The organism is Pseudomonas sp. ERMR1:02 (assembly GCF_002277815.1).
Taxonomy (GTDB): domain Bacteria; phylum Pseudomonadota; class Gammaproteobacteria; order Pseudomonadales; family Pseudomonadaceae; genus Aquipseudomonas.
Map to the genome: position 1 here is coordinate 47,015 of NZ_NKJI01000023.1, position 23,846 is coordinate 70,860.

The following is a 23,846-nucleotide window of genomic DNA, read 5'->3' on the forward strand; positions in this document are numbered from 1 at the left end:
ATGCGTTTTGCCGTTCTCGGCAGCGGTAGCCAAGGGAACGGCACGCTGATAGCCAGCGCTGACACGTGCGTGCTGGTAGATTGTGGTTTCTCCCTGCGGGAAACCGAAAAACGCCTGCTGCGCCTAGGTGTGAACCCTGCGCAGTTGAGCGCGATACTCGTGACCCACGAACATGCCGACCACGTGCATGGCGTGGGTTTACTGTCTCGGCGCTACAATCTGCCTGTCTACCTCAGTCGCGGGACTTTGCGCGGGATGCGCAAACCCATCGAGCCCGCGGGTTTCCTGGCGGGCGGTGAGCAATTGCAGATCGGCGATTTGAACATTGACGTTATTGCCGTGGCCCACGATGCGCAGGAGCCGACACAATACGTCTTCAGTGACGGTGAGCGACGCTTCGGCCTGCTGACCGACCTGGGTTCGTATTGCAACAAGGTACTGGACGGCTTTCGGGATCTCGATGCATTGATGATCGAGGCCAACCATTGCCGTGACATGCTGGCTCGCGGTCATTACCCGTACTTTCTCAAGCAGCGGGTAGGTGGCGAGCTGGGACATTTGAACAACCATCAGGCGGCATTCCTGGTGGCCGAGTTGGGCTGGCAAGGCCTGCAACACCTGGTCCTGGCCCATCTGAGCAGCAAGAACAACCTGCCGCAGCTGGCCCGGCAATGTTTTGTCGACACCCTTGGGTGCGACCCGGACTGGCTGCAACTGGCCGATCAAGATTCAGGGCTCGACTGGCGACATATCGCCTAGCCCACCTACTTAGCAAGCGGAGCCCATCATGGAAAAACGTGAAGAACTCTACCGCGGCAAAGCCAAATCGGTTTACAAGACCGACGACGCTGACCGCTTGATCCTGCTGTTTCGCAACGACACCTCGGCGTTCGACGGCAAGCGCATCGAGCAGCTCGACCGCAAAGGCATGGTGAACAACAAGTTCAACGCCTTCATCATGCAAAAGCTCGAAGCAGCCGGCGTGCCGACCCAATTCGACAAGCTGCTGGGCGACAACGAGTGCCTGGTGAAAAAGCTGGACATGATTCCGGTCGAGTGCGTCGTGCGTAACTACGCCGCCGGCAGCCTTGTCAAACGCCTGGGTGTCGAAGAGGGCATGAAACTCAACCCTTACACCTTCGAACTGTTCTTGAAAGACGACGCCAAGGGCGACCCGTTCATCAACGAATCCCACGTCGTGGCGTTTGGTTGGGGCACCGCCGAACAACTGGTTCGCATGAAAGAACTGTCGCTCAAGGTCAACGAAGTGCTGAGCAAACTGTTCGACGACGCCGGCCTGTTGCTGGTCGACTTCAAACTTGAGTTCGGCGTGTTCCACGACGGCACCATCGTCCTGGGCGACGAATTTAGCCCGGATGGCTGCCGTCTTTGGGACAAGGCCACCAAGAAGAAAATGGACAAAGACCGCTTCCGCCAGGGCCTCGGTGACGTCATCGAAGCCTACGAAGAAGTGGCCAATCGTCTGGGCGTACCGCTTTAACCGACGCAAGCATCTGATAGCACAGAAATATTTCGCGAAAGGGGGTTCGCTTCCGGCGAAAGTGTTGTTATGATGCGCGCCGTTGGAGAGATGCCAGAGTGGCCGAATGGGACGGATTCGAAATCCGTTGTACCTTCACCGGTACCTAGGGTTCGAATCCCTATCTCTCCGCCATACGTTTACGAAAAAGCCCTGATTATTCAGGGCTTTTTCGTTTGTGCATGTCTGAAAAAGTAATCAGACTGGGTCAGCGACGTCCCGGCAACGGTGTCAATTCGGCATCGGCGCTAACAATTAGGGCGCTTTGCGGCGAAACACACGCCTCAAAGCACTAACTTAATGGCGAGCGACAGCTTACAGCTGTCCAGGATTTCGTCGGCCAACAGCGCATCATCTGGGCAGGCCCGCGACAGCACAATGGCTCCGACCGCTTGTGCCAACAATGAAATTGCCTTGGCGCGGGCTTCCTTTTGCTCGTCAGCGGATAGCCCGGAACTCAGGTCTGAAATTAGCTTCTCTATGCCGATCTCAAACACGGACTTGATATCCTTATGTTGACGAGCAGCATCGCTTCCGAGCGCAGCGATCGCGCACCCTTGGCCTAGTGAGTCACGGTGAGCACGGGATAGGTAGTAATTGATGAAGTCACTCGTATTGGAGTCAGCAGTCAGTTGGGAGAGACCGCACGACGTAGCTTCGATCATCAGCGCCGACTTTGAGCGGAATTGGTTGTAAAACCCTCCATGGGTGAGTCCGGCGCCCGCCATCAGTTCCTTAACCCCAATACCGTCATAGCCGCGCTCGCGGAACAGCAGTGAAGCTGATTCAACAACACGTGCCCGATTTTCTCGCGCCTGTGCTTTGCTGATACTCATTTTCAGACCTCATTTGATTATCTGATTGATTAGTTGAGTTGGGACAAAGATGATAAAAATCAAAATGAACGTTGACCGGGGGGGGCTTGGTATTTTTCCAGTCGCAGATATCTCGGCGACTTTAGTGTTGGGGCGATCCATGTTCCTTTATAGGGAGCGCGCAACGCCCATTAGTAAACAAGAATAATGATGGCGTCATTCAAGAATCACGTTAAAACCGATGTGTTAGCTGTGCGGCTATAATATGAGCGCTATTGTTGTATTTGGCGCTAAATCCAGGTTGTAGACCATTTGTATCGGTTTGATTAACAGATGTGGTTGACTCCCATAGATAGGTATAGGCTACATCGATCGTCATATCAGAGTTGGGTGAATAAGCGGCGCCAAAAGCCAAGGCTTTTCGGTTTCCTACTGGAAGTCGCACGTTTCGGTCGGAGTTGCGGGCCGGCGAAGGATCAGCAGCCAAGCCACTGCGCAGTAGCCACTGTGAAGAGAGTTGGTACGAAACGCCAATAGCTGTCGACACAGTATTATGAAGTTTAAAGTCGTCTCCAACGTCACCGAATCCTAGCTGTTGGCCTAGGGAGGGTAATCCGCTGTTGATTGCTTCAATCCTCTGGATTCGACTCCACCGTGTCCAGATTGCACCTGCGTAACCAGTCCAGCGCTCATCGAAGCGATGGGTGAACGATGTATCCACTGACTCTGGTAGGGTCACATCCATCTTGTTGTTGTATTTTCCATCGAGGCCAAGCGCAGTGGGACTGTCGCTTATTTTAGTGTGGCCATCAACATGGAAGTCAAGTTTGGAGTGATAAGTTAATCCCCATGTGGTTGATTCGTTCATATCAACCATCAGGCCAAAGTTATAGCCAATGGCAGTATCATTGCCTTTTACAGTAAGCTGTGTGTCCTTCCCATCATTCAAAGCCCCTGTGGCTAAATACGACTGGAGGTTGTTCTCAATGCGATTGAATGTGGTGCCAATGCCAATAGCAACTTTATCGTTTAAGCGGAACGAGACAGCGGGGTGCAATGTTTTAACCTGAACCTTGCTGTAGGAGCCATGGTAGCGACCTTGGAAGGAACTCTCATAATCATTAACGAGGCCGTATGACGCATACAGACCAATGCCAGCGGTAAAGCGTTCGTCGATTGGCGAGGAGAAGTATCCAAAAGGAATAGCTGTAAGAGGTACGGAGTTACCGTCAGTGGTGCCCGGCGCAGTACTTCTTACATCGCTTATGTCAACGTTTGCGTCAATTAATGCCAGTCCGCCGCTTATCTCTGTTTTTTTGATTTTGCTTAAGCCCGCTGGGTTTCCATACACGGTGCTTGCGTCTATTGCTGACGAGGAGCGGCCAGCATAAGCAGTCCCTGCAGCACTAGCGCTTTGTTCATTGAGGGCAAGTCCATTTGCCCACGAAGCAGATGGAATCCCTAGTGTTAGTAATAGAGTCGCCCTGAAGAGTATTGAGCTATGCGGGGTAGGGTATGCGTTTTTATTCAGTTTAGATTGGACGTTAGGGCTGGGGGGAGATGGCACGCCAACGGATGGTTCAACAATTTTTTTTATATTCATCGGATGACCAATTTTTGTTTTTAAATGTAGGCAATGGTGCCGTTTTCCCGCTAAGGATGGCAGTTCTTAATATGTCTAATCTGGTTCTGTATTGATGTGGTTATTATCGATTGCCGAGGCGCGGTCGCCCGTAAAGCAACCTGTTATTCCAACTGGGTCATCGCAATCCGAGTCTCGACTTGAGATTCCCCTTTCGTTGGTATGTGCGACATCGCGTGTTCCGCTAGTGCAGTGATCGTCAGGCTTGGGTTCACGCCAAGGTTGGCACTGAGCATTGATCCGTCGCAGATCAGCAGGTTGCGATATCCAAACACTCTATTTTGCGCGTCCATGACACCATGGCGATCGGATTCCGCCATGGCGCAACCGCCCATGCAGTGCGCCGTTGTTGGAATGTTGAAGAGGATTTCGCTGAGGAAGGTGGTCGCTATACCACCTAGTGCCTTGGCACCCTTCTCGACGAAGGCATTCGCTTCTGGAATGAACGTAGGAATTGGGCCGCCTTCTGTCACAAGACGGCTTCCAAACGGCCAATACCATCGACGTTTCAGACGCATGTTGATATGAGCATCGGACCGTTTGCATCACCAGCAACAACATGTTTTCCCGTGCGAAGCCTCTGGGGTTGTGTACCCGTAGTGCCTGCATTGGGTGTCTGAGCAATGTCAGTATCCAAGTACCAATTCGCCTCCAGCCAGCGCGACCACCGCTCATCAGCGTCATCATCAGCCCTATGGCATCTGACCCTTCCGGATAGCGTACGACACCTATATGAGTGCGCTCGTCCAGGTAAATGCTGGCCCCGCCCGCCAAGCCTGGCGACATGCTTTTATCTGTGGAAGGGAAACGGACGCCGATAAGTGACTCGGCATTGGTGCGTATCCGTTTGCCCAGATCCTGACTGATCCGAGGCAGAGAGCCTTTCTCCCTGAGCCGGAACAGCAACTCCATCGTTCCTAACGAGGATGCTGCGAACACCACGCCTCGGGCGCGGAAGACCCGCTTATTCTTGCGGAACCAGGAAGTCGAACATTGCGTGTGGATCTCGTAGCCATCGCTGCCGTCTGCTTTGCCATTCAACGGTCGGACGTCTACGACTTGAGTTTGCGCAAAGACTTGAGCTCCGTGCTTCTCAGCCAAAAACAGGTAGTTCTTGTCGAGTGTGTTCTTGGCATTGTGCCGGCAGCCCATCATGCAGCCGCCGCAGCCCACGCAACTGCCTCGCTCAGGGCCTTCACCGCCGAAGTACGGATCGGGATAGGTTTTGCCCGCGACCTCGCCCTCTGGAGCGAAGAAGGTACCAACATTGGGTGCGTGAAAGGTGTGGGCGACGCCGTTGAGCTCCGCCATCCTTTTAAGGCGCAAATCCGCTTCTCCCAGAATTTGCCCTCAGTCACTCCCAGCATCCTTTCGGCCTCTGCATAGTGCCTTGGCATGATGCTCTTCCAATCTGCCAGACCTGCCCATGAGCCCTCGCCCCAAACCTTATCCGAAGGCCTCAGCAGTGCGTTGGCGTAAGTGATGGAGCCTCCGCCGACCGCATTGCCGCTTGCGACCACCACGTGTCGAAACATCCGCATGCTGTAGAAGCCGAACATTTTCAGCGCAGGCATCCACATCCATCTACGCAGATCCCAGTTGCTTTTCGGAAAGTCCTCGGCACGCCAGCGGCGCCCCATTTCCATCACGCCAACACGGTAGCCCTTCTCCGTCAGCCGGTGCGCCGAAACGCTGCCGCCGAAGCCCGAGCCTATGACGATGAAGTCAAAGTCGAAAGCCAGTTCCACGATACGCTCCCATTTTTATTTTTTGGAGAGGTCATGGCCTGCAAAAGCAGGGCACGGCCCAGTCACGAATTCACTATACGATTCGTATTTCATTAATGCTATATTTTTTGTATAGTAAATACCGACGGTCACAGGCTAGAATTGCTCCAGCCTCAGAATCCGAAACCGCTCGTGAGGAAAGATATGACCGATACGCATCAGACTGCCCCAACCCGCTTCAGCGAGATCGACGGTGTCCGCTTCGCCTACCGCAGGTGGGGAAATACGGCCACCGAACAGCCGCCGCTGCTGATGCTTCAGCACTTTCGCGGTGGCATGGATCACTGGGATCCGCTGATGACCGACGGCTTGGCCGAGGGACGGGAAGTGATCCTCTTTAATGGTCGTGGCGTGGCATCTTCGTCCGGCCAGCCACGCCGTCGCATTGAAGACATGGCTGATGATGCCGCCGCCTTCGTACGTGCCTTGGGCCTGGAGAAAGTCGATGTATTGGGCTTCTCACTTGGAGGCTTCCAGGCATTGGATCTGACATGGCGACACCCCGCACTTATTCGTAAGCTGATGCTATTGGGTACAGGCCCGCGTGGAGGCAACCCGGACATGGAACCCAAGGTGCTGACGACCGCGCCGCGTCCAGTTCCGACCTACGAAGACTTTGAGTACCTGTTTTTTGGCCGTTCAGAGGTGGCAAAGCGAGCTGCAAGCGAGTTCTGGGAGCGCCGGCATGAGCGCGAGGATCAGGATCCGCCTACTTCGCAGGAAGTCGCATCAGCGCAGATCGAGGCAAACATGCTGTATCTGCCGAGGGTGTCCGAAGACGATCCGTTTGCGTACTTACGTCAGATCAAGCAACCGACGTTTATCCTAAATGGCGTGAACGACGTAATGATTCCGACCATCAATTCGTTCTACATGGCGCGCAACATGCCGAACGCGCAGTTATTTATTTATCCGGATGCCGGGCACGGCGCGCAGTTCCAGTACCCGGAGCGCTTTCTCTATCACGCCGCCAGATTTCTCAGCGAATAACGTCAACCCCGATCCACCGACTCAAGGTTGTCACCATGCTCAAGTTCAAATTTCTATTATGGATGTTCACCCAGCTGCTGAAACGGCAGGTCAGGATAAACCCCAATTGCGCCCGCTACATAGAAGGCGAGGATCTTGTGTTCCAGATCCGTACCGATGCTGGTATCGGCCGCTATTTCGTCATCCGAAACGGCGCCATCCGCTCCGTTGCCGGCCTGGCCGACAATCCGCGCTTCACTTTGAAATTCAAAGACGCCGATAAGGGTTTTGCAATTCTCTCGGCCAAGGACAGCCAGGCAGCGTTCCTTAGGGGGCTGGGTAACGAGGAGTTGGTTATCAGCGGTGATTTCCTCAAGGTAATGTTTTTCCAGGGACTGACTGCTTACCTGCAGCCACCCACAGTGGTCGCTCCCTATGACCGCACTGCGTTTTAACGACGATGGCGCCTGACAAAATGCTAAACAAGACCTATGGGCAGCTTTGTCCGATTGCCAGAAGCCTCGATGTGCTAGGCGAGCGCTGGACGCTACTGGTGCTGCGCGAACTGCTATTGGGCCCAAAGCGGTTCAAAGAGCTGTTGGCGGTATTGCCGGCAATGGGGACTAATCGGTTGTCCGCACGCCTGAAGGTGCTGGTAGACAACGGAATCGCCAGGCCTGCTACAGCGCCAATTTCCGCCTACGAATTAACGGAATTGGGCGAGCAGTTGCGTAAGCCACTGCTCGCGCTAGGACTCTGGGGGCTGAGTTTGCCCGTGGACGAACGCATCGACCCCGCGACTGCACGCGCCGAACTCATAGCCCTCAGCCTTACGGGCATCGGCCGGTCCGATGCAAGCATTGGATTACGCGCCACATACGAGTTTCACGTGGGCGAGGAAGTCTTCCACATACGCGTGGACGACAGCGAGATACTCGCGCGCTCAGGTTATGCCCCTGCGGCCGATGTGGTCATCCACTGCGATCTGAATACCTTCATGGCGCTGGCCCTACGACAAATTTCGCCGGCAGACGCGTTGCGCGAAGGTCGGGCTCATCTACCGCACACACAGCTCGAAACCTTTGAGCAACTGTTTCAAGTGCTCGAATTCAATCCGGAAAACTTACCGGACGCATTGCTTGCTGCTCTTCCTCATTCCAGCCTTGTGGGAACACCAGATGAAAGCTGAAACAAACCTGCTGAACCAATCCCTGCAACTGCCCAACGGAAGCGTGCTGCGCAATCGACTGGCCAAGGCATCGATGAGCGAGACGCTGGGCACTTACGATAACCGTCCCACCCTGGGGCTGGTCGGACTGTACCGTCGCTGGGCAGCTTCCGGTCTGGGACTCATCATTACGGGGAATGTGATGATTGACCGTCGCGCCCTTGGCGAACCGGGCAATGTCGTAATCGAGGACGAGAAAGATCTGCCGGTACTGCGACAGTGGGCGAAGGTTGCTACCGACCAGGGGGCGGCGATCTGGGTGCAACTCAATCACCCTGGCAAACAATCGACAAAGGGGCTGAACGCCAGCAACCTTGCTCCATCGGCTGTTCCGTTCCGAGAGGATATGGCTGCCTTTTTCGAAACCCCGCGTGAAGCCACTGTTGCCGAGATCCAGGACATCATCGAGCGTTTCGGGCGCAGTGCCGCCATCTGCAAAAAAGCTGGTTTCAGTGGCGTGGAAATCCACGGAGCGCACGGCTACCTAATCAATCAGTTCCTCTCACCCCATCACAATCGGCGCGAAGACGAATGGGGTGGCACACCGCAGAAGCGTCGCCGTTTTGTGCTGGCCGTCTACGCCGAAATTCGACGTCAAGTCGGAGCGGACTTCCCGGTGGGGATTAAACTCAACTCGGCCGATTTCCAGCGGGGTGGTTTCACTGAAGAGGAGTCGATGGAAACTATCCGCGCGCTGATCGACGCTGGTATTGATCTAATCGAGATATCCGGCGGCACCTACGAGGCTCCAGCCATGAGTGGTGCGATGCATGAGCCGAAAAAAGGCTCTACCGTAGCGCGCGAAGCCTACTTCTTAGAGTTCGCCGCGAAGGTTCGAGCTAACGTACAAGTGCCCTTGATGGTCACAGGCGGTTTTCGCACTGCGGCAGGGATGAACGAGGCACTGCGCTCGGGATCACTGGATGTGGTCGGTCTGGCACGATTGTTGGCCATTGATCCGGATGCTCCAGCGGCATTGCTGAAGGGGAGCGACAGCAATCAACAGGTGCGACCAATCAATACTGGCATCAAGGCCGTGGATCGCATGGGGATTATGGAAATCCTCTGGTACACCGGACAACTCAAACGCATTGCCAAAGGTGGCGAACCTCGTCCCAACGAAAGTGGATTCTGGGCATTCCTTAAAGCTGCGTTCGGTAGTGGGTGGGGGGCATTGCGCACTCGCCGCTTGCGGGCACGCTCCTGAAACCGGCATAAGCTGTGGGCCCCGGGACGTGGCATTATGGAGCCCCAAACGCTGGCGATCTGGGCGCATATCGCGCCAGCACTGGTCGCGCGCGGCTGGATATTCGATGGCGGATGGGTACTTGGGATTGGAGGATGCATTGCCCCACCGTAGAGGCATGCAACCATTACGACCGATACGACTGGATTTATTCCTTCATTGGCAGGCGTGCGAGTGCTGCCGAGCAACAGGCCTCAAGGATCTCGTCAGCCAGTGGGGAGTCATCGGGACAGGCTCTTGAAAGCATGATCGCGCCCACCATCTGGGCAAATGCATCGATTCGTCTGGCTCGCGCTTCGCGCTGTGCTACCGCCCCTCGTGATCCGAGATCCTCCTCAAGTTGGGTCAGGGACAACTCAAGGCCGTCGGCGAACACTTTCTTGACCTGCTCTGGCTGGCGCGAAGCATCTGCGGACAATGCCGCTATCGTGCAACCTGCGCCGGGTTCATCGCGATGCTCACGTGACAGGTAGTGCTTGATGAACTCGGCTGGCTCGACGCCCGCTGCCAAGGATGCCGAGTACGAAAAACCGCAGGCGGACGACTCGGCAATAAGATCGGTTTTACTACCGAAGTGCTTGTAGAAACCGCCATGGGTAAAGCCTGCGGCACCCATTAGGTCAGCCAGGCTGGCCCCGTCGAAACCACGCTCACGAAACAGGGTAGAGGCTGTTTCGATGATGTGCGCACGGTTGGCCTGCGCCTGTGCTTTGGAGACTTTCATAGTGGAGTTCATTCCTGTTGATGCCAGGTTATTAGCGTCAGGATGCATGGATGTCAGTCGACATCAAAGTTTCTTGACGGTTTAGAGTTCAGTCATCATCATAAAAATCCAAGCCCATTTGAAGGTACGTGGATCATGACTGACAAGACGCTTTTCGCACCCTATCGCCTTGGCTCTTTGACATTGGTCAATCGCATTGTGATGGCCCCGCTGACCCGTAATCGCGCTGGCAAAGGCCTGGCACCGTCAGAGCTGGCAGCTACCTACTACGCCCAACGTGCATCTGCAGGCCTTATCATCACCGAGGCTACCCAGGTTTCTGAACAGGCCCAAGGCTATCAGGACACTCCTGGCCTATTCACCCAGCCACAGATTGATGGATGGCTCAAAGTTACCGACGCCGTGCACGCCAAGGGCAGTCGGATTTTTGTTCAGTTGTGGCACGTTGGCCGAATCTCACACGTAGACCTGCAGCCAGGTGGTGGCGCGCCTGTTGCCCCCTCTGCTATCCGTGCAGAGACGAAGACCTTCGTTAATAACGGTTTTGTCGATGTTTCCGAACCGCGTGCGTTGGCGCTGGATGAGCTGCCGGGCATCGTTGAGGATTTCCGTCAGGCAGCAGCGAATGCGATCAGTGCCGGTTTTGATGGTGTAGAGATCCATGGCGCAAACGGCTATCTGCTTGAACAGTTCATTAAAGACGGCGCCAACCAGCGTGCAGATGCCTACGGTGGCTCAGTCGAAAACCGGGCGCGTCTGTTGCTGGAGGTTACCTCGGCGGTGGTCAAGGAAATCGGGGCCGAGCGCACAGGCGTACGTATTTCACCAGTGTCCCCAGCCAACGCTATTTCGTGCAGCGACCCGCAGCCGCAGTACAACTACATCGCCGAACAGCTTGACGCCCTAGGCGTGGTTTACCTGCATGTCGTTGAGGGCGCGACAGGTGGCCCGCGCGATGTAGCGCCGTTTGACTATGACGCGCTTCGCACCCGATTCAAGCAAACCTACCTGGCCAATAACGGCTATGACCTTGACTTGGCCCAAGCTCACCTTGAGGAAAGCAAGGCTGACCTGTTCGCCTTCGGTAAGGCTTTCATTAGCAACCCAGACCTGGTTGAACGGTTTAAAACCGGTGCGCCACTGGCAGCTTTGAATCCAGCGACCCTCTTTGGCGGTGGTGCAGAAGGCTACACCGACTATCCATCGCTGGCCGATACCAACGCGTAATAAGCGCTGTGCAGCTGCGCTACGTACGGCTGTCGTTACCATCTTTAGCTAACTGAGAAAACTGAATCCATGAGCACGCTTACGACTGTTGTCATCACAGGCGCATCGACAGGCATCGGTGCCACCTATGCCGAGCGCTTCGCCCGCCGTGGCCATAATCTGGTACTGGTAGCGCGCGATAAATCGCGGATGGACGCACTCGCCACACGCCTGAGCGATGAAACCGGCGTTTCCATAGACGTACTGCAGGCCGACCTGACTGATCCAAACGACTTAGCCACTGTTGAAACGCGCCTGCGTGAAGATTCGCGTATCGGTATCCTCATCAACAATGCCGGGCTTGCCCAGTCAGGCGGCTTCACCGAGCAGACCGCTCAGAGTATCAACAGTCTTGTGGCCCTTAACATCACCGCCCTGACACGCCTCGCAGCGGCTATCGCACCACGGCTCGTCTCGGCTGGAGAGGGTGCCATTGTCAACATTGGTTCGGTCGTGGGCCTGGCGCCGGAATTCAACATGTCGGTCTACGGTGCAACCAAGGCCTACGTGCTGTTTCTTTCGCAAGGCTTGAGTCTGGAATTGGCATCGAAAGGAGTGTACGTACAGGCCGTACTTCCTGCCGCCACGCGCACCGAGATATGGGAACGGGCCGGGGTAGACATCAAAACATTGTCCGCTGTTATGGAAGTGGGCGAGTTAGTCGACGCAGCACTGGTCGGCTATGATCGCCGCGAATTAGTAACGATTCCGCCTCTTCACGTTGTCGAGCGCTGGGAAGCGTTGGACTCAACACGGCAAGCATTGCTTTCTGACATCCGCCAGGCACATGCGGCGGAGCGTTATCAAGCGCTCTGAACTTAACAGCCTCGTCTGGTACCTCCTACGATGAGGTACTGGACTGTGGCACCGAACTGACTGGTAAATCAAGGGGACTTGCGGTCAGGCTCCGATCAAGGAGATCTAGGTTTCAAGCGGTGAAGCTGCTCAGTCAGAGCAGCTTCGTTTCGACCGGGCGGTCTCAGGGTTGTGAGTGGCCCAGTTTTCGTTTGATCAGCTCGTAGACGTCCTTGTGAGTGGAGTTGTGCAGGGATTTGTCCTTGCAGGCGGTTGCCAGAAAGGTTTTGACCTCTTCCCTGGCGTGAGGATAAAGGCCTGCAACGTAGTCGGCTTCGTGTGCCTGGGTGCAATTGAAGTGTTTGTCGTCTTTCGCTTTGTCTCTAGCCATTGAGCGGCTCCTTTTGAGTTTGAACGATTGTGGGTAGCCAAGGCTGGATTGCCCGGCGCTTCCAGAGCTTAGGAGCGCACGTCGTTCCCGCCAGATGAGCAACAAAATCAGGAAGAGGCTGTAGGACGAGACGTGTGATCGCTTTTGCATTAAACGCAAAATGCTTCAAGCATTCGTTCAGTCGCATAGACGCCGATTGCGACACCTACCTAAACTGTCGGCAGTTACTGGGCGCGGGGTCAATGGATGAATCGCAACGAACTACGCAAGGCCGACATCAACCTGATGGTGGTGTTTGAAACGCTGATGCTGGAGCGCAATGTCACCAACGTGGCGAAGAAGCTGTTTCTAGGTCAACCGACCATCAGTTCGGCGCTCAACCGCTTGCGTACGATGTTCAACGATCCGTTGTTCATTCGCGTCGGTCATCGAATGGAGCCTACGGCGCGGGCCGAAGAGATCTTTCGGCACCTTTCGCCGGCGCTGGATTCGTTATCGGTGGCGCTGAGTTTGACCCATGATTTCGACCCGAGCAGCAGCACCATGACCTTTCGTATCGGTATGTCGGACGATGTCGAGTTTGGCCTGTTACCGCCATTGCTGCGCGCATTGCGCCAGGAAGCGCCGAAGGTGGTATTCGTGGTGCAGAATGTCGATCACTGGCGGATTTCCGATCTGCTGGTGTCCGGCGATATAACGGTCGGTATCACCCAGACTCGCGGCCTGCCGGCAAACGCCAAGCGCAAACTGCTGCGGCATATCTACCCGGCTGTATTGCGGGCCGATGCGTCCGATACACCGCTGACCATCGATGAATATTGCTCGCGCCCGCATGTGCTGGTGTCGCACATCGCCAACGTCAGCGGGTTCGCCGATGAGTGGCTGGCGCAGCTCGGCCGTTCGCGTCAGGTGGTGCTCTCGGTACCGCAATACAGCTCGTTGCCGGCATTGCTGGCCGGTACCGATCTGATTGCCAGCCTGCCGGATTACGCCGCTGAGGCGATGGCGGCGTCCGGTCAATTGTACAAGGAGCCATTTCCGTTCAAGGCTCCGACCCTCGAGCTGTCCATGGTCTGGCTCAGTCATGTCGACGGTGATCCGCCGAACGTTGGCTGCGCTCACGACTTGAAGCGTTCATGGGGGAGCGCAATCTGTTGTCGCTGACCCAGTGATCGGGGCAGCGCTATGTTTTATCTACGAACTTTCCACCTATCTACAGGAGTAACGCCATGCCACACCTGCACTTGGAGTACACCGCCAACTTGCCTGATCTGAATGCCGATGTGGCGTTGATGCGGCTCAACAACACACTGGTGGGTTCCGGTCAGTTCGGCGCCGAATTCGACATCAAGAGTCGCGCGGTGAAGGTCGAGACATTCAAGGTAGGCACTGCATTGGCTGAGCGGGCGTTCGTGCATGTGAAGCTGGCGCTGTTGAGCGGGCGTTCGCCGCAGATCAAGCAGCAGTTGTCTGAAAGCCTGTTGGCAGTGGTGAAAGATCTGTGTAAATGGCCGGCGAACGTGGAAGTCCAGTTGTGTGTGGAGATTCTTGATATCGATCGCGAGTCGTATACCAAGACTGCCATCGGCGTCTGAATTTCAGGTCGTTTGAGTCTCGGCGCAGGCCTTGATCACTTGCTCGCGTAACCAGGTGTTGGCGTTGTCCTGATCGGCATGTTGACTCCACTGCATGTCGAGGGTGAATCCCGGCAAGCCATTGGGCGCTTCACGGTGATCGAAGACGGCGTCATTGGTTAGCAATTGCTGGATGCGCCGAGGCAGAGTCAGGACGAAGTCGGTGCCAATGATCATTTTCAGTGCCGCACTGTAGCTATTGGCTCGCGCAACAATCTGCCGTTGCCGTGCTTGTCGCGCTAACCAGCCGTCGACCATGTTGGTGGTGGACGTCCAGGGTGTCGGGAACACATGTCGGTGCTCGACGAAGGTTTGCAGGCTCAAGCGCGGCTCCAGCGGGGCCGCGCGTTTATCGAAGACGCAAACCAGTTCATCTTTCAGCAGGGTCTGCGTGTTGAAGTCGCGGTGACTTCGATGAAAGTTCGGACCAAAACCAATCACCAGGTCGAGGCTACCGTCACGCAGTGCCTCTGCCGGGATGTCGGCTTCAAATTTGTGCATGTTGACCATCACCGGAAGACCGGCACAAGCGAAGTTCTTCAACAGACGGGGCAGGATCAACTGCTCGAAGTATTCCGGTGCGCAAATGTTGTAGGTCGCCGGTTGCAAGGCTGGATCGAACGTTGGCGCCCCGGCGTGACACAGGTTGATGCTTTCGAGGATCTTCAGCATATGGGGATACATGCTGCCGGCCTTGTAAGTGGGGTGCATGCCCGTGCGCGTGTTGATGAACAGCTCGTCTTCGAAGCTGCTGCGCAGTTTTTTCAAGCAGTAGCTCACTGTGGACTGGCTAACACACAGCGCCTCGGAGACTCCGGTGACGCTGTTCTGCTCATACACGGCGACGAACACCATGAGGTCCTGCATATCCAGCTTTCTTAGCGCGTTACTGTTCAGCATCCATTGCGTCTCGCGGTGTTCATTGCGCAAATCGTGCGCAATTGTGTGCGAATGATCCTAGCGGAATGAGGGCGCGAGGAGAACGTCCTGTCAGTGTTCAGTTCTGAACCGAAACGGGCATCGCGCGCCGGCCGGATATCAGCAGCGCAAGCATACCGACCCCGACTAAGGCTGCGCCCACCGCTTCCAGCGGCAGTGGCGATTGTCGCCACCAGAACCAATGAAACAATGTGATGAACAAGGTGCTCAGATAAATGTAGGAAATCACCGAGGACGGAGCGATCACGCCAATGGCTCGGTGCAACAGCCAGAAAGTCGCCAGGGTGGCAAACAGCGCCAGGTATACCAGCCAGTAAAAATCGTTCATCGTCAGCAATGATGCCGAACGCCATCCGCCGCTGAACCCGCAGAACGCCAGCAGAAACAGTGCGCCGAACAGCATGTTCCAGAAAGTCATGGACACCGGCCCGCGACCCTTGAGGCTATCGGCCTTGAGTCGCTGGCTGAGGGGTGAGTAGAGTGCCATCGCGAGGCAACCGACTCCGTACACCAACAGTGCGTACAGCGCAGGTAGTTCGCCTGGAGCGGTGCCTTTCATCACCAGCAATATGGCCCCGGCAGCGGCAATCAGCATCGGCACCACCCGATGTTTCAGGCTACTGTCAGGCATCAACACCGCTTCGAACGCCAGAGTCAGCAGTGGCACCAGCGTGAATATCGTTCCGGTATTGACTGCTGAGGTATAGCGCAGAGCCTCGAACAGCGAGCCGAAATACACTGCCAGCAACAGGCCGAGTACGGCATGGCCGAGCAGTCCTCGGGCGGTCATGGAACTATCGCCCTTGATCAGCAGCAGAGGCAAAAACACCAAGGCACAAAACAGCAGGCGCAAACCGGTCAGCAGGATCGGATCGATGGTTTGACTGACCTGCGCCGCCGCAGCAAACGAGGCGGCGATCAACAAGGCCCAAAGCAACATGCCGGCATGAGCGACGGCGAAACCGCTGTGTTTCATGATGGGTTTTCCGGTCAGTGAATGTTGCGGGCGTAGTGCCGTGGATCGAAGCGCGAGACCATCAACAGCAGCAGCGCCATGACCCCGGTGAGTGACCACCAGGCCCATTCGAAACTGCCGAGTTGATCGCGGATCATCCCGGCGATCAGCGGCGATAGACCGGCGATCAGGTAGCCGATGCCTTGCACGAATGCGGTCAGGCTACCGGCGCGGCGGGGATCATCCAGGTGGTCCAGCGACACGATCAGGCTCATCGGAAACAGCCCGCCTATACCGAGGCCCAACAGGCATGGCCACAAAAGGGACAAGTGTTGCGGACAGAGAATCAGCCCGCAGAAACCGGTCATGATCAGCGTCAGCAACACCACCAGCACTGCGCGCCGGTCACGGCTGCGATTGGCGATGGCGGGGGTCACCAGGCCCGACAGCACTTCCATGGCCGTCAAGAAACCCAACAATAGTCCGGCGTGTTGTTCGCTCCAGCCTTTTTCCACGTAATACGGAGCCAGCCAAGCCAGCACGCAGGTATAGGACGCCGTGCCCAGACCAAAGAAGATCGCGAGTAACCAGGCGCGGGAATTGGCGAAGAAGGATGCATTGCCAGATGCCTTTGCATCCTGCATCGGCGCGTTTGAACGTTGGGCGCACCAAAACAGCAACGCCAGTACCCCCAATAGCGCCCAGATCGCCAGCCCGGCACGCCAACTACCGGTGCGGGCCATCACCAGTGGTGCGAAAGCGGCCGCGATGGTGGCGCCGCCCATGATCGACGTGACGTAGAGTCCCATGCACAGGGCGACATTGTCGCTAAAGCGGGATTTGATCAGCGCCGGTACCAGTGCCTGGATCAGCGCGATGCCAATGCCGGCCAATATGGCGCTGAGGATCAGTTCGCTCGCCGAATCAAGGAACAGGCGCGACATCGTGGCCACAACGATAATCAATAACGACAGCACGACCGTGCGTTGCTCGCCGAGGCGCTGGCTGATCGCAAACCCGAAGAACATCGCCAGCCCCATGGCCATTACCGGTAGCGTGGTCAGCAGTGACGCCAGGCTGAAGCTGAGCGTGATGTCGCCGCGAATCGCCGACAGCAAAGGCCCGACCGCGGCCATGGAGGGCCGCAGGTTCAAGGCGATGAGAACGATGCTGAGCATCAGCCAGAGGGGTGGGCGAGAGGTGGCGCGAATGTTTTCCATAATCGGTCCCTGAGAAGCAGGAGCCGATTAGGCGCGCAGGGGCTGGAGGCGGCAAATCAGAAAATCCGGGGTGGTATTTGGAAATTAAATAATGCCGGGGCGACGCCGATCTGCGGGGCCAACTATTCGTTGGCTTCTTTTTCACAAAAAATTGATGGTCGGATGCTTAAAATTAAAGCCGTCGCGGAAAATGAAATTTTCACATTTGCCGAGGGTACTTCTTTTCAGGAACAGCCGATCACCATGTTGAAGATTAAAGCCGTGCGCCCAGAGTGGGTGACACTGATTGCCAGCGCCTTTTTATTGACAGCCTTCAATTTTGTTTTGTGGCAGCACCTGTTCGAAATCACGGCGGCTGACGGCAAAGGCATTGTCATGCGCGTGGCATTCGGTGCGATGATTCTCGCCGCCTTCAACATTGTGCTGACGCTGCTGGCGTTCCGGCCTGTCATGAAACCGGTCCTGACGCTGCTGTTCATGATCAGCGCAGGCGTGGCGTATTTCATGAGTCAATACGGTGTGTTGATCGATGCTGGCATGTTGCGCAACTTCGCCGAAACCAATGCCACGGAAGTGCAGGGTTTATTGTCGATAAAATTGCTTGTTTATATTGTGCTGCTCGGTATTTTGCCATCGTGGTTGCTATGGAAAACCCCGATTAATTATCGTCGCTGGCATCGTGAACTGTTAAGTAAGGCCCTGGTGAGCGTCGCATCATTTGCGGTTATCGGTGGTGTTGCGCTTGTTAACTATCAAGGCTTGTCATCGCTTTTTCGCAATCACCATGAGCTGCGCTTGATGGTGGTGCCGAGCAATTACATCGGCGCTTCGTTCGGTTACATGCGTGAACAAGTCGCGTCTGCGCGACAACCCTTTGTCAAAGTCGGTGAAGATGCCCAGCGAAAGCCCGCCTGGCAAACTCACGGCCGTAAATCCCTGACCGTGCTGGTGGTGGGTGAAAGTGCCAGGGCGGAGAACTTCGGTATCCTGGGCTATGACCGCGACACCACGCCAAAACTGAGCAAAGAAGCTGGCCTGATCGCTTTCACGGATGTGCATTCCTGCGGTACTGAAACCGCCGTGTCGGTGCCTTGCATGTTTTCCAACATGGGCCGCAAGGATTACAACGCCAGCAAGGCGAAGAATGAAGAAGGCCTGCTGGACGTGCTCAAACGTGCGGGTATTGATGTTATCTGGCGTGATAACCAATCCGGCTGTAAAGGTACTTGCGACCGCGTGACGATCGACGATGTCAGTAACTTGAAAGACCCGGTGCTGTGCGCCAATAGTGAGTGCCGTGACGAAATCCTGCTGCAAGGCTTGCAGCACTTTATCGATAACCTGGATAAAGACACGGTACTGGTATTGCACCAGATGGGCAGTCACGGCCCGGAATACTTCAAGCGTTACCCGAAAGAGTACGAACGCTTTACCCCGGTCTGTGAAAGTAATGCGCTGAACAATTGCAGTCGCGAAAGTATCGTCAACGGCTACGACAACACCCTGGTGTATACCGACCACGTGCTATCGACCCTCATCGATCTTTTGCGCAGCAAACAGGACAAGGTCGATACCGCGATGCTGTACCTGTCGGATCACGGCGAGTCCCTGGGCGAGTACAACCTGTTCCTGCACGGCACGCCTTACCTGCTGGCGCCGGAGCAACAAAAGCATGTGGCAATGCTGGCCTGGTTCTCCGACAGCTATCAAAAGTCGTTTTCGGTAGACACCCACTGCCTGCAACTGGGCCGTGAAAAGCCCCTGAGCCAGGACAATCTATTCCATTCGATGCTGGGTCTGCTAGAGGTCAACAGCAAGGTCTACAACCGGGATCTGGATATGTTTGCCGGATGTCGTGGAGCGGTGGTCGACGGCGTGCTGGCCAACGAATGAGTGCTCCAACCTTTTTTTATGTAATAGCCGCTAGTTTGCGGCTGGTGCAACGATCATAAAGAGCCATCGCACATGCCTGCCCAATCCCGATCCGCCATTGAGCTTGAGTTCGCCCGGCGCTACGACCAGGAACACGCCCGTGTCTGTTTACAACCGCGCGCGCAAGACCTGCCCGGGCGTTTGGCGTTCTGGCGTGAGGAGCAGCTGGTGCGTCATGCGCTCAAGGTCTGCGGTGAGCCGGGACTGATTCTCGATGTGGCGTGCGGTGTCGGGCGGTTCTGGCCGGTGCTGGCCGAACATGCCAATCGGGTGATTCTCGCGACTGATCCGTCCCAAGACATTCTCGATCATGCCCGAACCCATCATCCCCAGAACCTGCTGAAACGAGTGAGGACCTTTCAAAGTTCTGCTGTTTCCATTGGGCTGTCTGTGAATGCCGTTGATTGCATTTTTTGCATGCAGCTGTTTCAACACCTGGCCAGCCCCGAGCACCGTTTGGCAATGCTCGGCGAGTTTCACCGGGTCAGTCGCGATACGGTGATTGTGGCGATACGGGTTGGTGGTCGTTTCAAAGCGCGACACACAGACGTGCAGGGGCTTGCAGCCCGACCGCTGGCAAGCAAGGCTGAGGTTGAGGCCGAGTTCAGGCAAGCGGGTTTTAGCGTGCTCAGCCATCAAGACTTCCTGCCCGGCTGGGCGCCGATGCGGGTTTACGTGTTGCGTAAGGTCGGCTAATCCGGCTTTGTCGGACTATTCTTTTCGTTAAGCAGGTATTTTCGCTAACGCTCTTGTTCAGTGGATGCGCGGAAATCGCCGGGGGCGATATATACTGCGCGCCATTCTTCAAGGGAGAGCCGTGTGGCCATCGATATTCACTGGATTCGCGACAACGATAGCCTCGGCCAATTTTGCGCCGAATGGCAAAAGCTGCCATTCGTTGCCCTCGACACCGAATTCATGCGGGTCGACACCTTCTATCCGATCGCCGGCCTGTTGCAGGTGGGCGATGGCACGCGCGCCTACCTGATTGATCCGCTGACCATCGACAACTGGCAGCCGCTGGCCGCGTTGCTGGAAAACCCTGCGGTACTCAAAGTCCTGCATGCCTGCAGCGAAGACCTCGAAGTCCTGTTGCGCCTGACCGGCAGCCTGCCGTTACCGTTGTTCGACACGCAACTGGCTGCCGCTTATCTGAATCTGGGCTTTTCCATGGGCTATTCGCGGCTTGTGCAGGAAGTGCTCGGCATCGACCTGCCCAAGGGTGAAACCCGTTCCGACTGGCTGCAACGCCCGCTTTCCGAGACTCAGATCAGCTACGCCGCCGAAGACGCCGTGCACTTGGCGGAAGTTTTCGTGCAGCTTCGTCCGAAGCTGTCTGATGACAAGTATGCATGGGTCCTGGAAGACGGCGCCGAGCTGGTGGCCAACCTGCGCCGCGAGACCGATCCGTATGAGGTCTATCGCGACGCCAAGCTGGCCTGGAAACTGTCCCGCGCCCAACTCGCTGTGTTGCGTGAACTCTGCGCCTGGCGTGAGACAGAGGCCCGCGCCCGTGACTTGCCGCGCAACCGTATCATTCGCGAGCATTCGCTGTGGCCACTGGCGCGCACGCAGCCAGACAACCTCGGCGCATTGGCGAAAATCGAAGACATGCACCCGCGTACCGTGCGTCAGGATGGCGAGTTTCTGCTTGATCTGATCAAGCGCTCTGGCAGTGTGTCGCCAGATCAGTGGCCGCCAGCCGTGCCGGAGCCGCTGCCGGTAGACGCCGCTGCGTTGCTCAAGCAGATGAAAGCCATCGGCCAGGCCGAAGCCGAGCGCCTGGACATCGCACCAGAGCTGATGCTGCGCAAGAAAACCTTGGAAGCGTTGCTAAAAAGCGGCTTCCCCAATGGTCCCTACCAATTGCCTGATTCGCTGCGTGGCTGGCGCCGCGAATTGATGGGCCAGGCGCTGCTCGACAGCTTGTCCACCGCCGGAGAACAGCCTTGAAACGTATTTGCTCCATCTACCGCAGTTCGAAGAGAAACGAGATGTACCTCTATGTGCTCAAAAGCGATGCACTGGAGCGCGTGCCTGAACCTCTGATGATCGCCTTCGGTAAAGCCATCCACGCTTTCGATATGGTGCTTTCGCCCGAGCGCAAACTGTCGCGCGAGGACATCACCGTCGTGTTGGAAAACCTCGACAAGCAGGGTTACCACCTGCAAATGCCGCCGGCCGAAGACGAATACATCGAACACTTGCCGGAAGAGTTGCTGCGACGCAACGACCCGATGTAATCGGCAGAAAGGCTCTTTTCAGAGCCTTTGTGAACACTGGAATGATTTTGGCGATGGCCAGGGCGATGCAGCAGTATGGCGACGATGGCCATCTGCAGCGCTTTTTTTTAAGGTTAAAGCATGCGCGTTCTGATTGCTGAACACGACCACCCTGTGTACACCCGACTGCTGCGCGAGTCCGCGCCTGATCTGGAAGTGCTGACCAGCGGTGACTCCGCCGAATTGGCCCGCCAGGCCACCGAGTGTTCGGTCTGGCTCGGTCAACCCGACCTGCTGGCGACCCTGCTGCGTCAAGGCCACCAACCACAATGGCTGCAATCAACCTGGGCGGGCATCACGCCGCTGCTGGCTGACGGTCTGCCACGCCACTATCGCCTGACCCGTGCGGTGGGATTTTCGGCCAGGTCATGGCCGAATACGTGCTTACCTACATGCTCGGTCATGAGCGTGAAGTGTTGGCACGGCTGGTCAGCCAGGTTGAGCGCAAGTGGGACAGTCGTCATGGCCAGAGCCTGGCGGGGCGCAAGGTGCTGATCGTCGGCACCGGTGACATCGGGCAGACTGTGGCGCAGTTCCTCGTACCTTTTGGTGTCGAGTTGTACGGCATCGCCAGTGAGGCCCGTAAGCAGGCGCCGTTCGTCGAAGTCGGTGCTATGGCCGATTTGCCGCGCTTGGTTGGTGAAGTGGATTATGTAATCAATCTACTGCCAAATACCCCGAACACCCACGATATCTACAACGCGGCGCTGTTCAAGCAATTCAAGCCAACCGGGTTGTTCATCAACGTCGGGCGCGGTGTGGCGGTGGTCGATGCGGACTTGGTGGAAGCCTTGAAAGAGGGCCATCTGGCGGGGGCGGTGATCGACGTCTGCCGTCAGGAGCCGTTGCCGCAGCGCCATCCGTTCTGGACCGCCTGGGCCTGCTGCTGACCGGCCACAGTTCGGCACCGACTTCGCCGTCCTTGATGGTGAAACTGTTTGTCGAGAATCTGCGGGCGTTTCAGACGGGCGAGGCGCTGCGCGGGGAAGTGGATTTCGATCGCGGATATTGAATCCACCCGATCTACTGTAGGAGCCGAGCTTGCTCGCGATTAGGCCATCACATTCAACATCATTGTTGACTGTTAGACCGCCATCGCGAGCAAGCTCGGCTCCTACAGTAGATCTTCGTTGTGGCTTAGAGGGTGAAATCGCCTTCAGCCGCGAGTTCGCTCAGCGGACGGCGCGGGCTTGGCTCTTCACGGGCTTGCAGGTACTCAGCCAAGGTTGCCTTGTCGCCCAGTTTGCCGATCGCCACGGCGGCGTGCAGGGCATAGCCCTCGGGAATGTTCAGCTCCTTGCGGGTCAGCTCCTGATCGAAACCGGCCATGCCGTGGGTATGCCAGCCGCTGATGCTCGCTTGCAGCGCCAGGTGGCCCCAGGCCGAGCCAGTGTCGAAGGTGTGCCACAGGGCCGGGGTTTCCTCGGTGGCGCCAGGCACCGCGAAGGTGGTTTTCGAGATCACGATCACCAGTGCCGAGGCGTGTTGCGCCCAGCTGCGGTTGAACTCGTTCAACAGGCCAGATAACGCTCCCAGTTCGGCGTGTCGCGACGCGCGTAGAGAAATCGCCAAGGCTGCGAGTTATAGGCCGACGGCGCCCAGCGCGCGGCTTCGAAGAAACTCAACAGGGTTTCCTCGGGGATGGTTTCGCCGGTGAAGGCGCGGGGCGACCAGCGATCGGTGAACTGAGGGTGAATGGCGTAATCGGCAACGCGTGGGTTTGCACTCATCAAGAGATTCCTTGCTACGTTTGGAAGTGAGGGACGTCTAAACCTGCGGGCGCAGTTGAGCTGAGCGGTAAGGTTTGTCGAGAGCCTTGGCGGTTCATCGCAATGCAACGCGGTCGAGCGTTAATGGCACGCAGGTAGGGCTCCTTGCGACAGGCAAAGCTACTTGCAGATGCCAAAACTGACAAGCCCCGATCTACCGGCAGTCGCCAGTGCTTGGCCCACGGGGCTGCGGGCACTAGACTGGCGGCCTTTTCACAACCTGATGTTGATGCTCGAGCCATGGCCGCCAAAGTCGAACCGTTCTGGATACGCAAAACCCTCGATCAACTCGATCAAGAGGAATGGGAGTCGCTGTGCGACGGTTGTGGCCTGTGTTGCCTGCAAAAGCTCGAAGATGAAGACGACAACAGCGTCTATTACACGCGTATCGCCTGCAAGCTGCTGGACCTGAAAACCTGCCAGTGCAGCGATTACCCGAATCGTCGCGACTCGGTGCCGGACTGCATCCAGCTCACGCCGGGCAAGGCCGATGAATTCAAATGGCTGCCGCCGACCTGCGGATATCGACTGGTCAGCGAGGGCAAGGATTTACCGCTGTGGCATCACCTGGTGTGCGGTGATCGCGATGCGGTGCATCACGAACGAATTTCCCAGTCCGGGCGCATGCTTGCCGAAGGTAGCGTGGCCGAAGACGATTGGGAAGATCATCTGATTTTCCGCGCGGGTTAAGCGTCCAGCGAGTTCAGGTTTC

General features: G+C 56.5%; 23 protein-coding genes, 1 tRNA gene and 3 pseudogenes. 17 read left to right on the plus strand and 10 right to left on the minus strand.

Translation table 11 applies throughout. From position 1 onward, the window contains the following. The 3 genes from CES87_RS27740 to CES87_RS27750 all read left to right on the plus strand — a co-directional run bounded on the left by CES87_RS27740 (window position 1) and on the right by CES87_RS27750 (window position 1,675). The gene (locus tag CES87_RS27740) at window positions 1–759 is read left to right on the plus strand and encodes an MBL fold metallo-hydrolase (RefSeq protein WP_128608615.1); all 759 of its coding nucleotides are present in this window, start codon (window positions 1–3) and stop codon (window positions 757–759) included. Window positions 760–787: 28 nt separating this feature from the next. Further along, window positions 788–1,501, plus strand: coding sequence for a phosphoribosylaminoimidazolesuccinocarboxamide synthase (purC, locus tag CES87_RS27745; RefSeq protein WP_128608616.1), 714 nt, complete (start codon window positions 788–790; stop codon window positions 1,499–1,501). An 84-nt stretch (window positions 1,502–1,585) separates the two neighbouring features. Next, window positions 1,586–1,675: transfer RNA gene (locus CES87_RS27750), tRNA-Ser, on the plus strand. Between the two features lie 149 nt (window positions 1,676–1,824). On the opposite strand, the gene CES87_RS27755 is transcribed toward CES87_RS27750, so the two are convergent. The 4 genes from CES87_RS27755 to CES87_RS33765 all read right to left on the minus strand — a co-directional run bounded on the left by CES87_RS27755 (window position 1,825) and on the right by CES87_RS33765 (window position 5,745). Further along, window positions 1,825–2,376, minus strand: a complete 552-nt coding sequence (locus tag CES87_RS27755) for a TetR/AcrR family transcriptional regulator (RefSeq protein ID WP_128608617.1) — start codon at window positions 2,374–2,376, stop codon at window positions 1,825–1,827. Between the two features lie 211 nt (window positions 2,377–2,587). Next, a complete protein-coding gene (locus CES87_RS27760; RefSeq protein WP_128608618.1) occupies window positions 2,588–3,958 on the minus strand; it encodes an outer membrane protein transport protein in 1,371 nt (456 codons plus the stop codon). 143 nt (window positions 3,959–4,101) lie between these two features. Beyond that, window positions 4,102–4,515 (minus strand): GMC family oxidoreductase, encoded by a 414-nt coding sequence (locus CES87_RS33760; protein ID WP_256591117.1) that lies wholly within the window; start codon window positions 4,513–4,515, stop codon window positions 4,102–4,104. Between the two features lie 633 nt (window positions 4,516–5,148). Continuing rightward, window positions 5,149–5,745, minus strand: coding sequence for an NAD(P)-binding protein (locus CES87_RS33765; RefSeq protein ID WP_256591118.1), 597 nt, complete (start codon window positions 5,743–5,745; stop codon window positions 5,149–5,151). Window positions 5,746–5,928: 183 nt separating this feature from the next. On the opposite strand from CES87_RS33765, the gene CES87_RS27770 reads away from it, so the two are divergent. The 4 genes from CES87_RS27770 to CES87_RS27785 are packed head-to-tail and all read left to right on the plus strand — an operon-like array spanning window position 5,929 to window position 9,188. Continuing rightward, the gene (locus CES87_RS27770) at window positions 5,929–6,774 is read left to right on the plus strand and encodes an alpha/beta fold hydrolase (RefSeq protein ID WP_128608619.1); all 846 of its coding nucleotides are present in this window, start codon (window positions 5,929–5,931) and stop codon (window positions 6,772–6,774) included. Between the two features lie 35 nt (window positions 6,775–6,809). Further along, window positions 6,810–7,208, plus strand: a complete 399-nt coding sequence (locus CES87_RS27775; RefSeq protein WP_128608620.1) for a helicase — start codon at window positions 6,810–6,812, stop codon at window positions 7,206–7,208. Between the two features lie 20 nt (window positions 7,209–7,228). Next, window positions 7,229–7,942, plus strand: coding sequence for a helix-turn-helix domain-containing protein (locus CES87_RS27780; RefSeq protein WP_218196414.1), 714 nt, complete (start codon window positions 7,229–7,231; stop codon window positions 7,940–7,942). Next, window positions 7,932–9,188 carry an NADH:flavin oxidoreductase/NADH oxidase family protein gene (locus tag CES87_RS27785; protein ID WP_128608621.1) on the plus strand — a complete coding sequence of 419 codons (1,257 nt, stop codon included), beginning with the start codon at window positions 7,932–7,934 and terminating at the stop codon, window positions 9,186–9,188. The genes CES87_RS27780 and CES87_RS27785 overlap by 11 nt, the downstream gene beginning before the upstream one ends. A gap of 187 nt (window positions 9,189–9,375) precedes the next feature. Here CES87_RS27785 and CES87_RS27790 read toward each other — a convergent pair whose 3' ends face one another. Beyond that, window positions 9,376–9,951 carry a TetR/AcrR family transcriptional regulator gene (locus CES87_RS27790; RefSeq protein WP_128608622.1) on the minus strand — a complete coding sequence of 192 codons (576 nt, stop codon included), beginning with the start codon at window positions 9,949–9,951 and terminating at the stop codon, window positions 9,376–9,378. A gap of 135 nt (window positions 9,952–10,086) precedes the next feature. On the opposite strand from CES87_RS27790, the gene CES87_RS27795 reads away from it, so the two are divergent. Together CES87_RS27795 and CES87_RS27800 are read left to right on the plus strand one after the other, a co-directional pair. Then, a complete protein-coding gene (locus CES87_RS27795) occupies window positions 10,087–11,178 on the plus strand; it encodes an alkene reductase (protein ID WP_128608655.1) in 1,092 nt (363 codons plus the stop codon). Between the two features lie 69 nt (window positions 11,179–11,247). Beyond that, window positions 11,248–12,033 carry an SDR family oxidoreductase gene (locus tag CES87_RS27800; RefSeq protein WP_128608623.1) on the plus strand — a complete coding sequence of 262 codons (786 nt, stop codon included), beginning with the start codon at window positions 11,248–11,250 and terminating at the stop codon, window positions 12,031–12,033. 163 nt (window positions 12,034–12,196) lie between these two features. On the opposite strand, the gene CES87_RS27805 is transcribed toward CES87_RS27800, so the two are convergent. Continuing rightward, window positions 12,197–12,403 carry a hypothetical protein gene (locus tag CES87_RS27805; protein WP_128608624.1) on the minus strand — a complete coding sequence of 69 codons (207 nt, stop codon included), beginning with the start codon at window positions 12,401–12,403 and terminating at the stop codon, window positions 12,197–12,199. Between the two features lie 246 nt (window positions 12,404–12,649). Between CES87_RS27805 and CES87_RS27810 the strand changes: the two are divergent. Beyond that, window positions 12,650–13,575: pseudogene (locus CES87_RS27810) on the plus strand (LysR substrate-binding domain-containing protein). A gap of 57 nt (window positions 13,576–13,632) precedes the next feature. After that, entirely contained in the window at window positions 13,633–13,998 is a 366-nt protein-coding gene (locus tag CES87_RS27815) for a 5-carboxymethyl-2-hydroxymuconate Delta-isomerase (protein WP_128608625.1), read from the plus strand. 3 nt (window positions 13,999–14,001) lie between these two features. Here the strand turns inward: CES87_RS27815 and CES87_RS27820 are convergent, their stop codons facing one another. The 3 genes from CES87_RS27820 to CES87_RS27830 form a co-directional block, all read right to left on the minus strand. Continuing rightward, on the minus strand, window positions 14,002–14,937 hold the full coding sequence (locus tag CES87_RS27820; protein ID WP_128608626.1) for a LysR family transcriptional regulator: 936 nt from the start codon (window positions 14,935–14,937) through the stop codon (window positions 14,002–14,004). A gap of 97 nt (window positions 14,938–15,034) precedes the next feature. Continuing rightward, the gene (locus CES87_RS27825) at window positions 15,035–15,952 is read right to left on the minus strand and encodes a DMT family transporter (protein WP_128608627.1); all 918 of its coding nucleotides are present in this window, start codon (window positions 15,950–15,952) and stop codon (window positions 15,035–15,037) included. Between the two features lie 14 nt (window positions 15,953–15,966). Beyond that, window positions 15,967–17,151 (minus strand): cyanate transporter, encoded by a 1,185-nt coding sequence (locus tag CES87_RS27830; protein ID WP_128608628.1) that lies wholly within the window; start codon window positions 17,149–17,151, stop codon window positions 15,967–15,969. 243 nt (window positions 17,152–17,394) lie between these two features. Here CES87_RS27830 and CES87_RS27835 point away from each other — a divergent pair, with 243 nt between their 5' ends. The 5 genes and pseudogenes from CES87_RS27835 (at window position 17,395) to CES87_RS27855 (ending at window position 22,377) form a co-directional block, all read left to right on the plus strand. Beyond that, window positions 17,395–19,044: a phosphoethanolamine transferase gene (locus CES87_RS27835; RefSeq protein WP_128608629.1), complete on the plus strand. Its 1,650-nt coding sequence runs from the start codon at window positions 17,395–17,397 to the stop codon at window positions 19,042–19,044. A gap of 72 nt (window positions 19,045–19,116) precedes the next feature. Beyond that, window positions 19,117–19,779 (plus strand): class I SAM-dependent methyltransferase, encoded by a 663-nt coding sequence (locus CES87_RS27840; RefSeq protein WP_128608630.1) that lies wholly within the window; start codon window positions 19,117–19,119, stop codon window positions 19,777–19,779. A 123-nt stretch (window positions 19,780–19,902) separates the two neighbouring features. Further along, a complete protein-coding gene (gene rnd, locus CES87_RS27845) occupies window positions 19,903–21,036 on the plus strand; it encodes a ribonuclease D (RefSeq protein WP_128608631.1) in 1,134 nt (377 codons plus the stop codon). Then, window positions 21,033–21,326 carry a YcgL domain-containing protein gene (locus CES87_RS27850; protein WP_128608632.1) on the plus strand — a complete coding sequence of 98 codons (294 nt, stop codon included), beginning with the start codon at window positions 21,033–21,035 and terminating at the stop codon, window positions 21,324–21,326. The genes rnd and CES87_RS27850 overlap by 4 nt, the downstream gene beginning before the upstream one ends. A gap of 120 nt (window positions 21,327–21,446) precedes the next feature. After that, a pseudogene (locus CES87_RS27855) lies at window positions 21,447–22,377 on the plus strand (D-2-hydroxyacid dehydrogenase). Between the two features lie 125 nt (window positions 22,378–22,502). Here the strand turns inward: CES87_RS27855 and CES87_RS27860 are convergent. Next, a pseudogene (locus tag CES87_RS27860) lies at window positions 22,503–23,095 on the minus strand (nitroreductase family protein). A gap of 279 nt (window positions 23,096–23,374) precedes the next feature. Here CES87_RS27860 and CES87_RS27865 point away from each other — a divergent pair. Then, window positions 23,375–23,824 (plus strand): YcgN family cysteine cluster protein, encoded by a 450-nt coding sequence (locus CES87_RS27865; RefSeq protein WP_128608633.1) that lies wholly within the window; start codon window positions 23,375–23,377, stop codon window positions 23,822–23,824. Window positions 23,825–23,846: the final 22 nt, after the last annotated feature.

Bases quoted from the DNA above. Each gene is read 5' to 3' on its own strand.
- CES87_RS27740 (WP_128608615.1), top strand. From the start codon at position 1: ATGCGTTTTGCCGTTCTCGGCAGCGGTAGCCAAGGGAACGGCACGCTG.
- purC (WP_128608616.1), top strand. From the start codon at position 788: ATGGAAAAACGTGAAGAACTCTACCGCGGCAAAGCCAAATCGGTTTAC.
- CES87_RS27755 (WP_128608617.1), bottom strand. From the start codon at position 2,376: ATGAGTATCAGCAAAGCACAGGCGCGAGAAAATCGGGCACGTGTTGTT.
- CES87_RS27760 (WP_128608618.1), bottom strand. From the start codon at position 3,958: ATGAATATAAAAAAAATTGTTGAACCATCCGTTGGCGTGCCATCTCCC.
- CES87_RS33760 (WP_256591117.1), bottom strand. From the start codon at position 4,515: ATGCGTCTGAAACGTCGATGGTATTGGCCGTTTGGAAGCCGTCTTGTG.
- CES87_RS27770 (WP_128608619.1), top strand. From the start codon at position 5,929: ATGACCGATACGCATCAGACTGCCCCAACCCGCTTCAGCGAGATCGAC.
- CES87_RS27775 (WP_128608620.1), top strand. From the start codon at position 6,810: ATGCTCAAGTTCAAATTTCTATTATGGATGTTCACCCAGCTGCTGAAA.
- CES87_RS27780 (WP_218196414.1), top strand. From the start codon at position 7,229: ATGCTAAACAAGACCTATGGGCAGCTTTGTCCGATTGCCAGAAGCCTC.
- CES87_RS27785 (WP_128608621.1), top strand. From the start codon at position 7,932: ATGAAAGCTGAAACAAACCTGCTGAACCAATCCCTGCAACTGCCCAAC.
- CES87_RS27790 (WP_128608622.1), bottom strand. From the start codon at position 9,951: ATGAAAGTCTCCAAAGCACAGGCGCAGGCCAACCGTGCGCACATCATC.
- CES87_RS27795 (WP_128608655.1), top strand. From the start codon at position 10,087: ATGACTGACAAGACGCTTTTCGCACCCTATCGCCTTGGCTCTTTGACA.
- CES87_RS27800 (WP_128608623.1), top strand. From the start codon at position 11,248: ATGAGCACGCTTACGACTGTTGTCATCACAGGCGCATCGACAGGCATC.
- CES87_RS27805 (WP_128608624.1), bottom strand. From the start codon at position 12,403: ATGGCTAGAGACAAAGCGAAAGACGACAAACACTTCAATTGCACCCAG.
- CES87_RS27815 (WP_128608625.1), top strand. From the start codon at position 13,633: ATGCCACACCTGCACTTGGAGTACACCGCCAACTTGCCTGATCTGAAT.
- CES87_RS27820 (WP_128608626.1), bottom strand. From the start codon at position 14,937: ATGCTGAACAGTAACGCGCTAAGAAAGCTGGATATGCAGGACCTCATG.
- CES87_RS27825 (WP_128608627.1), bottom strand. From the start codon at position 15,952: ATGAAACACAGCGGTTTCGCCGTCGCTCATGCCGGCATGTTGCTTTGG.
- CES87_RS27830 (WP_128608628.1), bottom strand. From the start codon at position 17,151: ATGGAAAACATTCGCGCCACCTCTCGCCCACCCCTCTGGCTGATGCTC.
- CES87_RS27835 (WP_128608629.1), top strand. From the start codon at position 17,395: ATGTTGAAGATTAAAGCCGTGCGCCCAGAGTGGGTGACACTGATTGCC.
- CES87_RS27840 (WP_128608630.1), top strand. From the start codon at position 19,117: ATGCCTGCCCAATCCCGATCCGCCATTGAGCTTGAGTTCGCCCGGCGC.
- CES87_RS27865 (WP_128608633.1), top strand. From the start codon at position 23,375: ATGGCCGCCAAAGTCGAACCGTTCTGGATACGCAAAACCCTCGATCAA.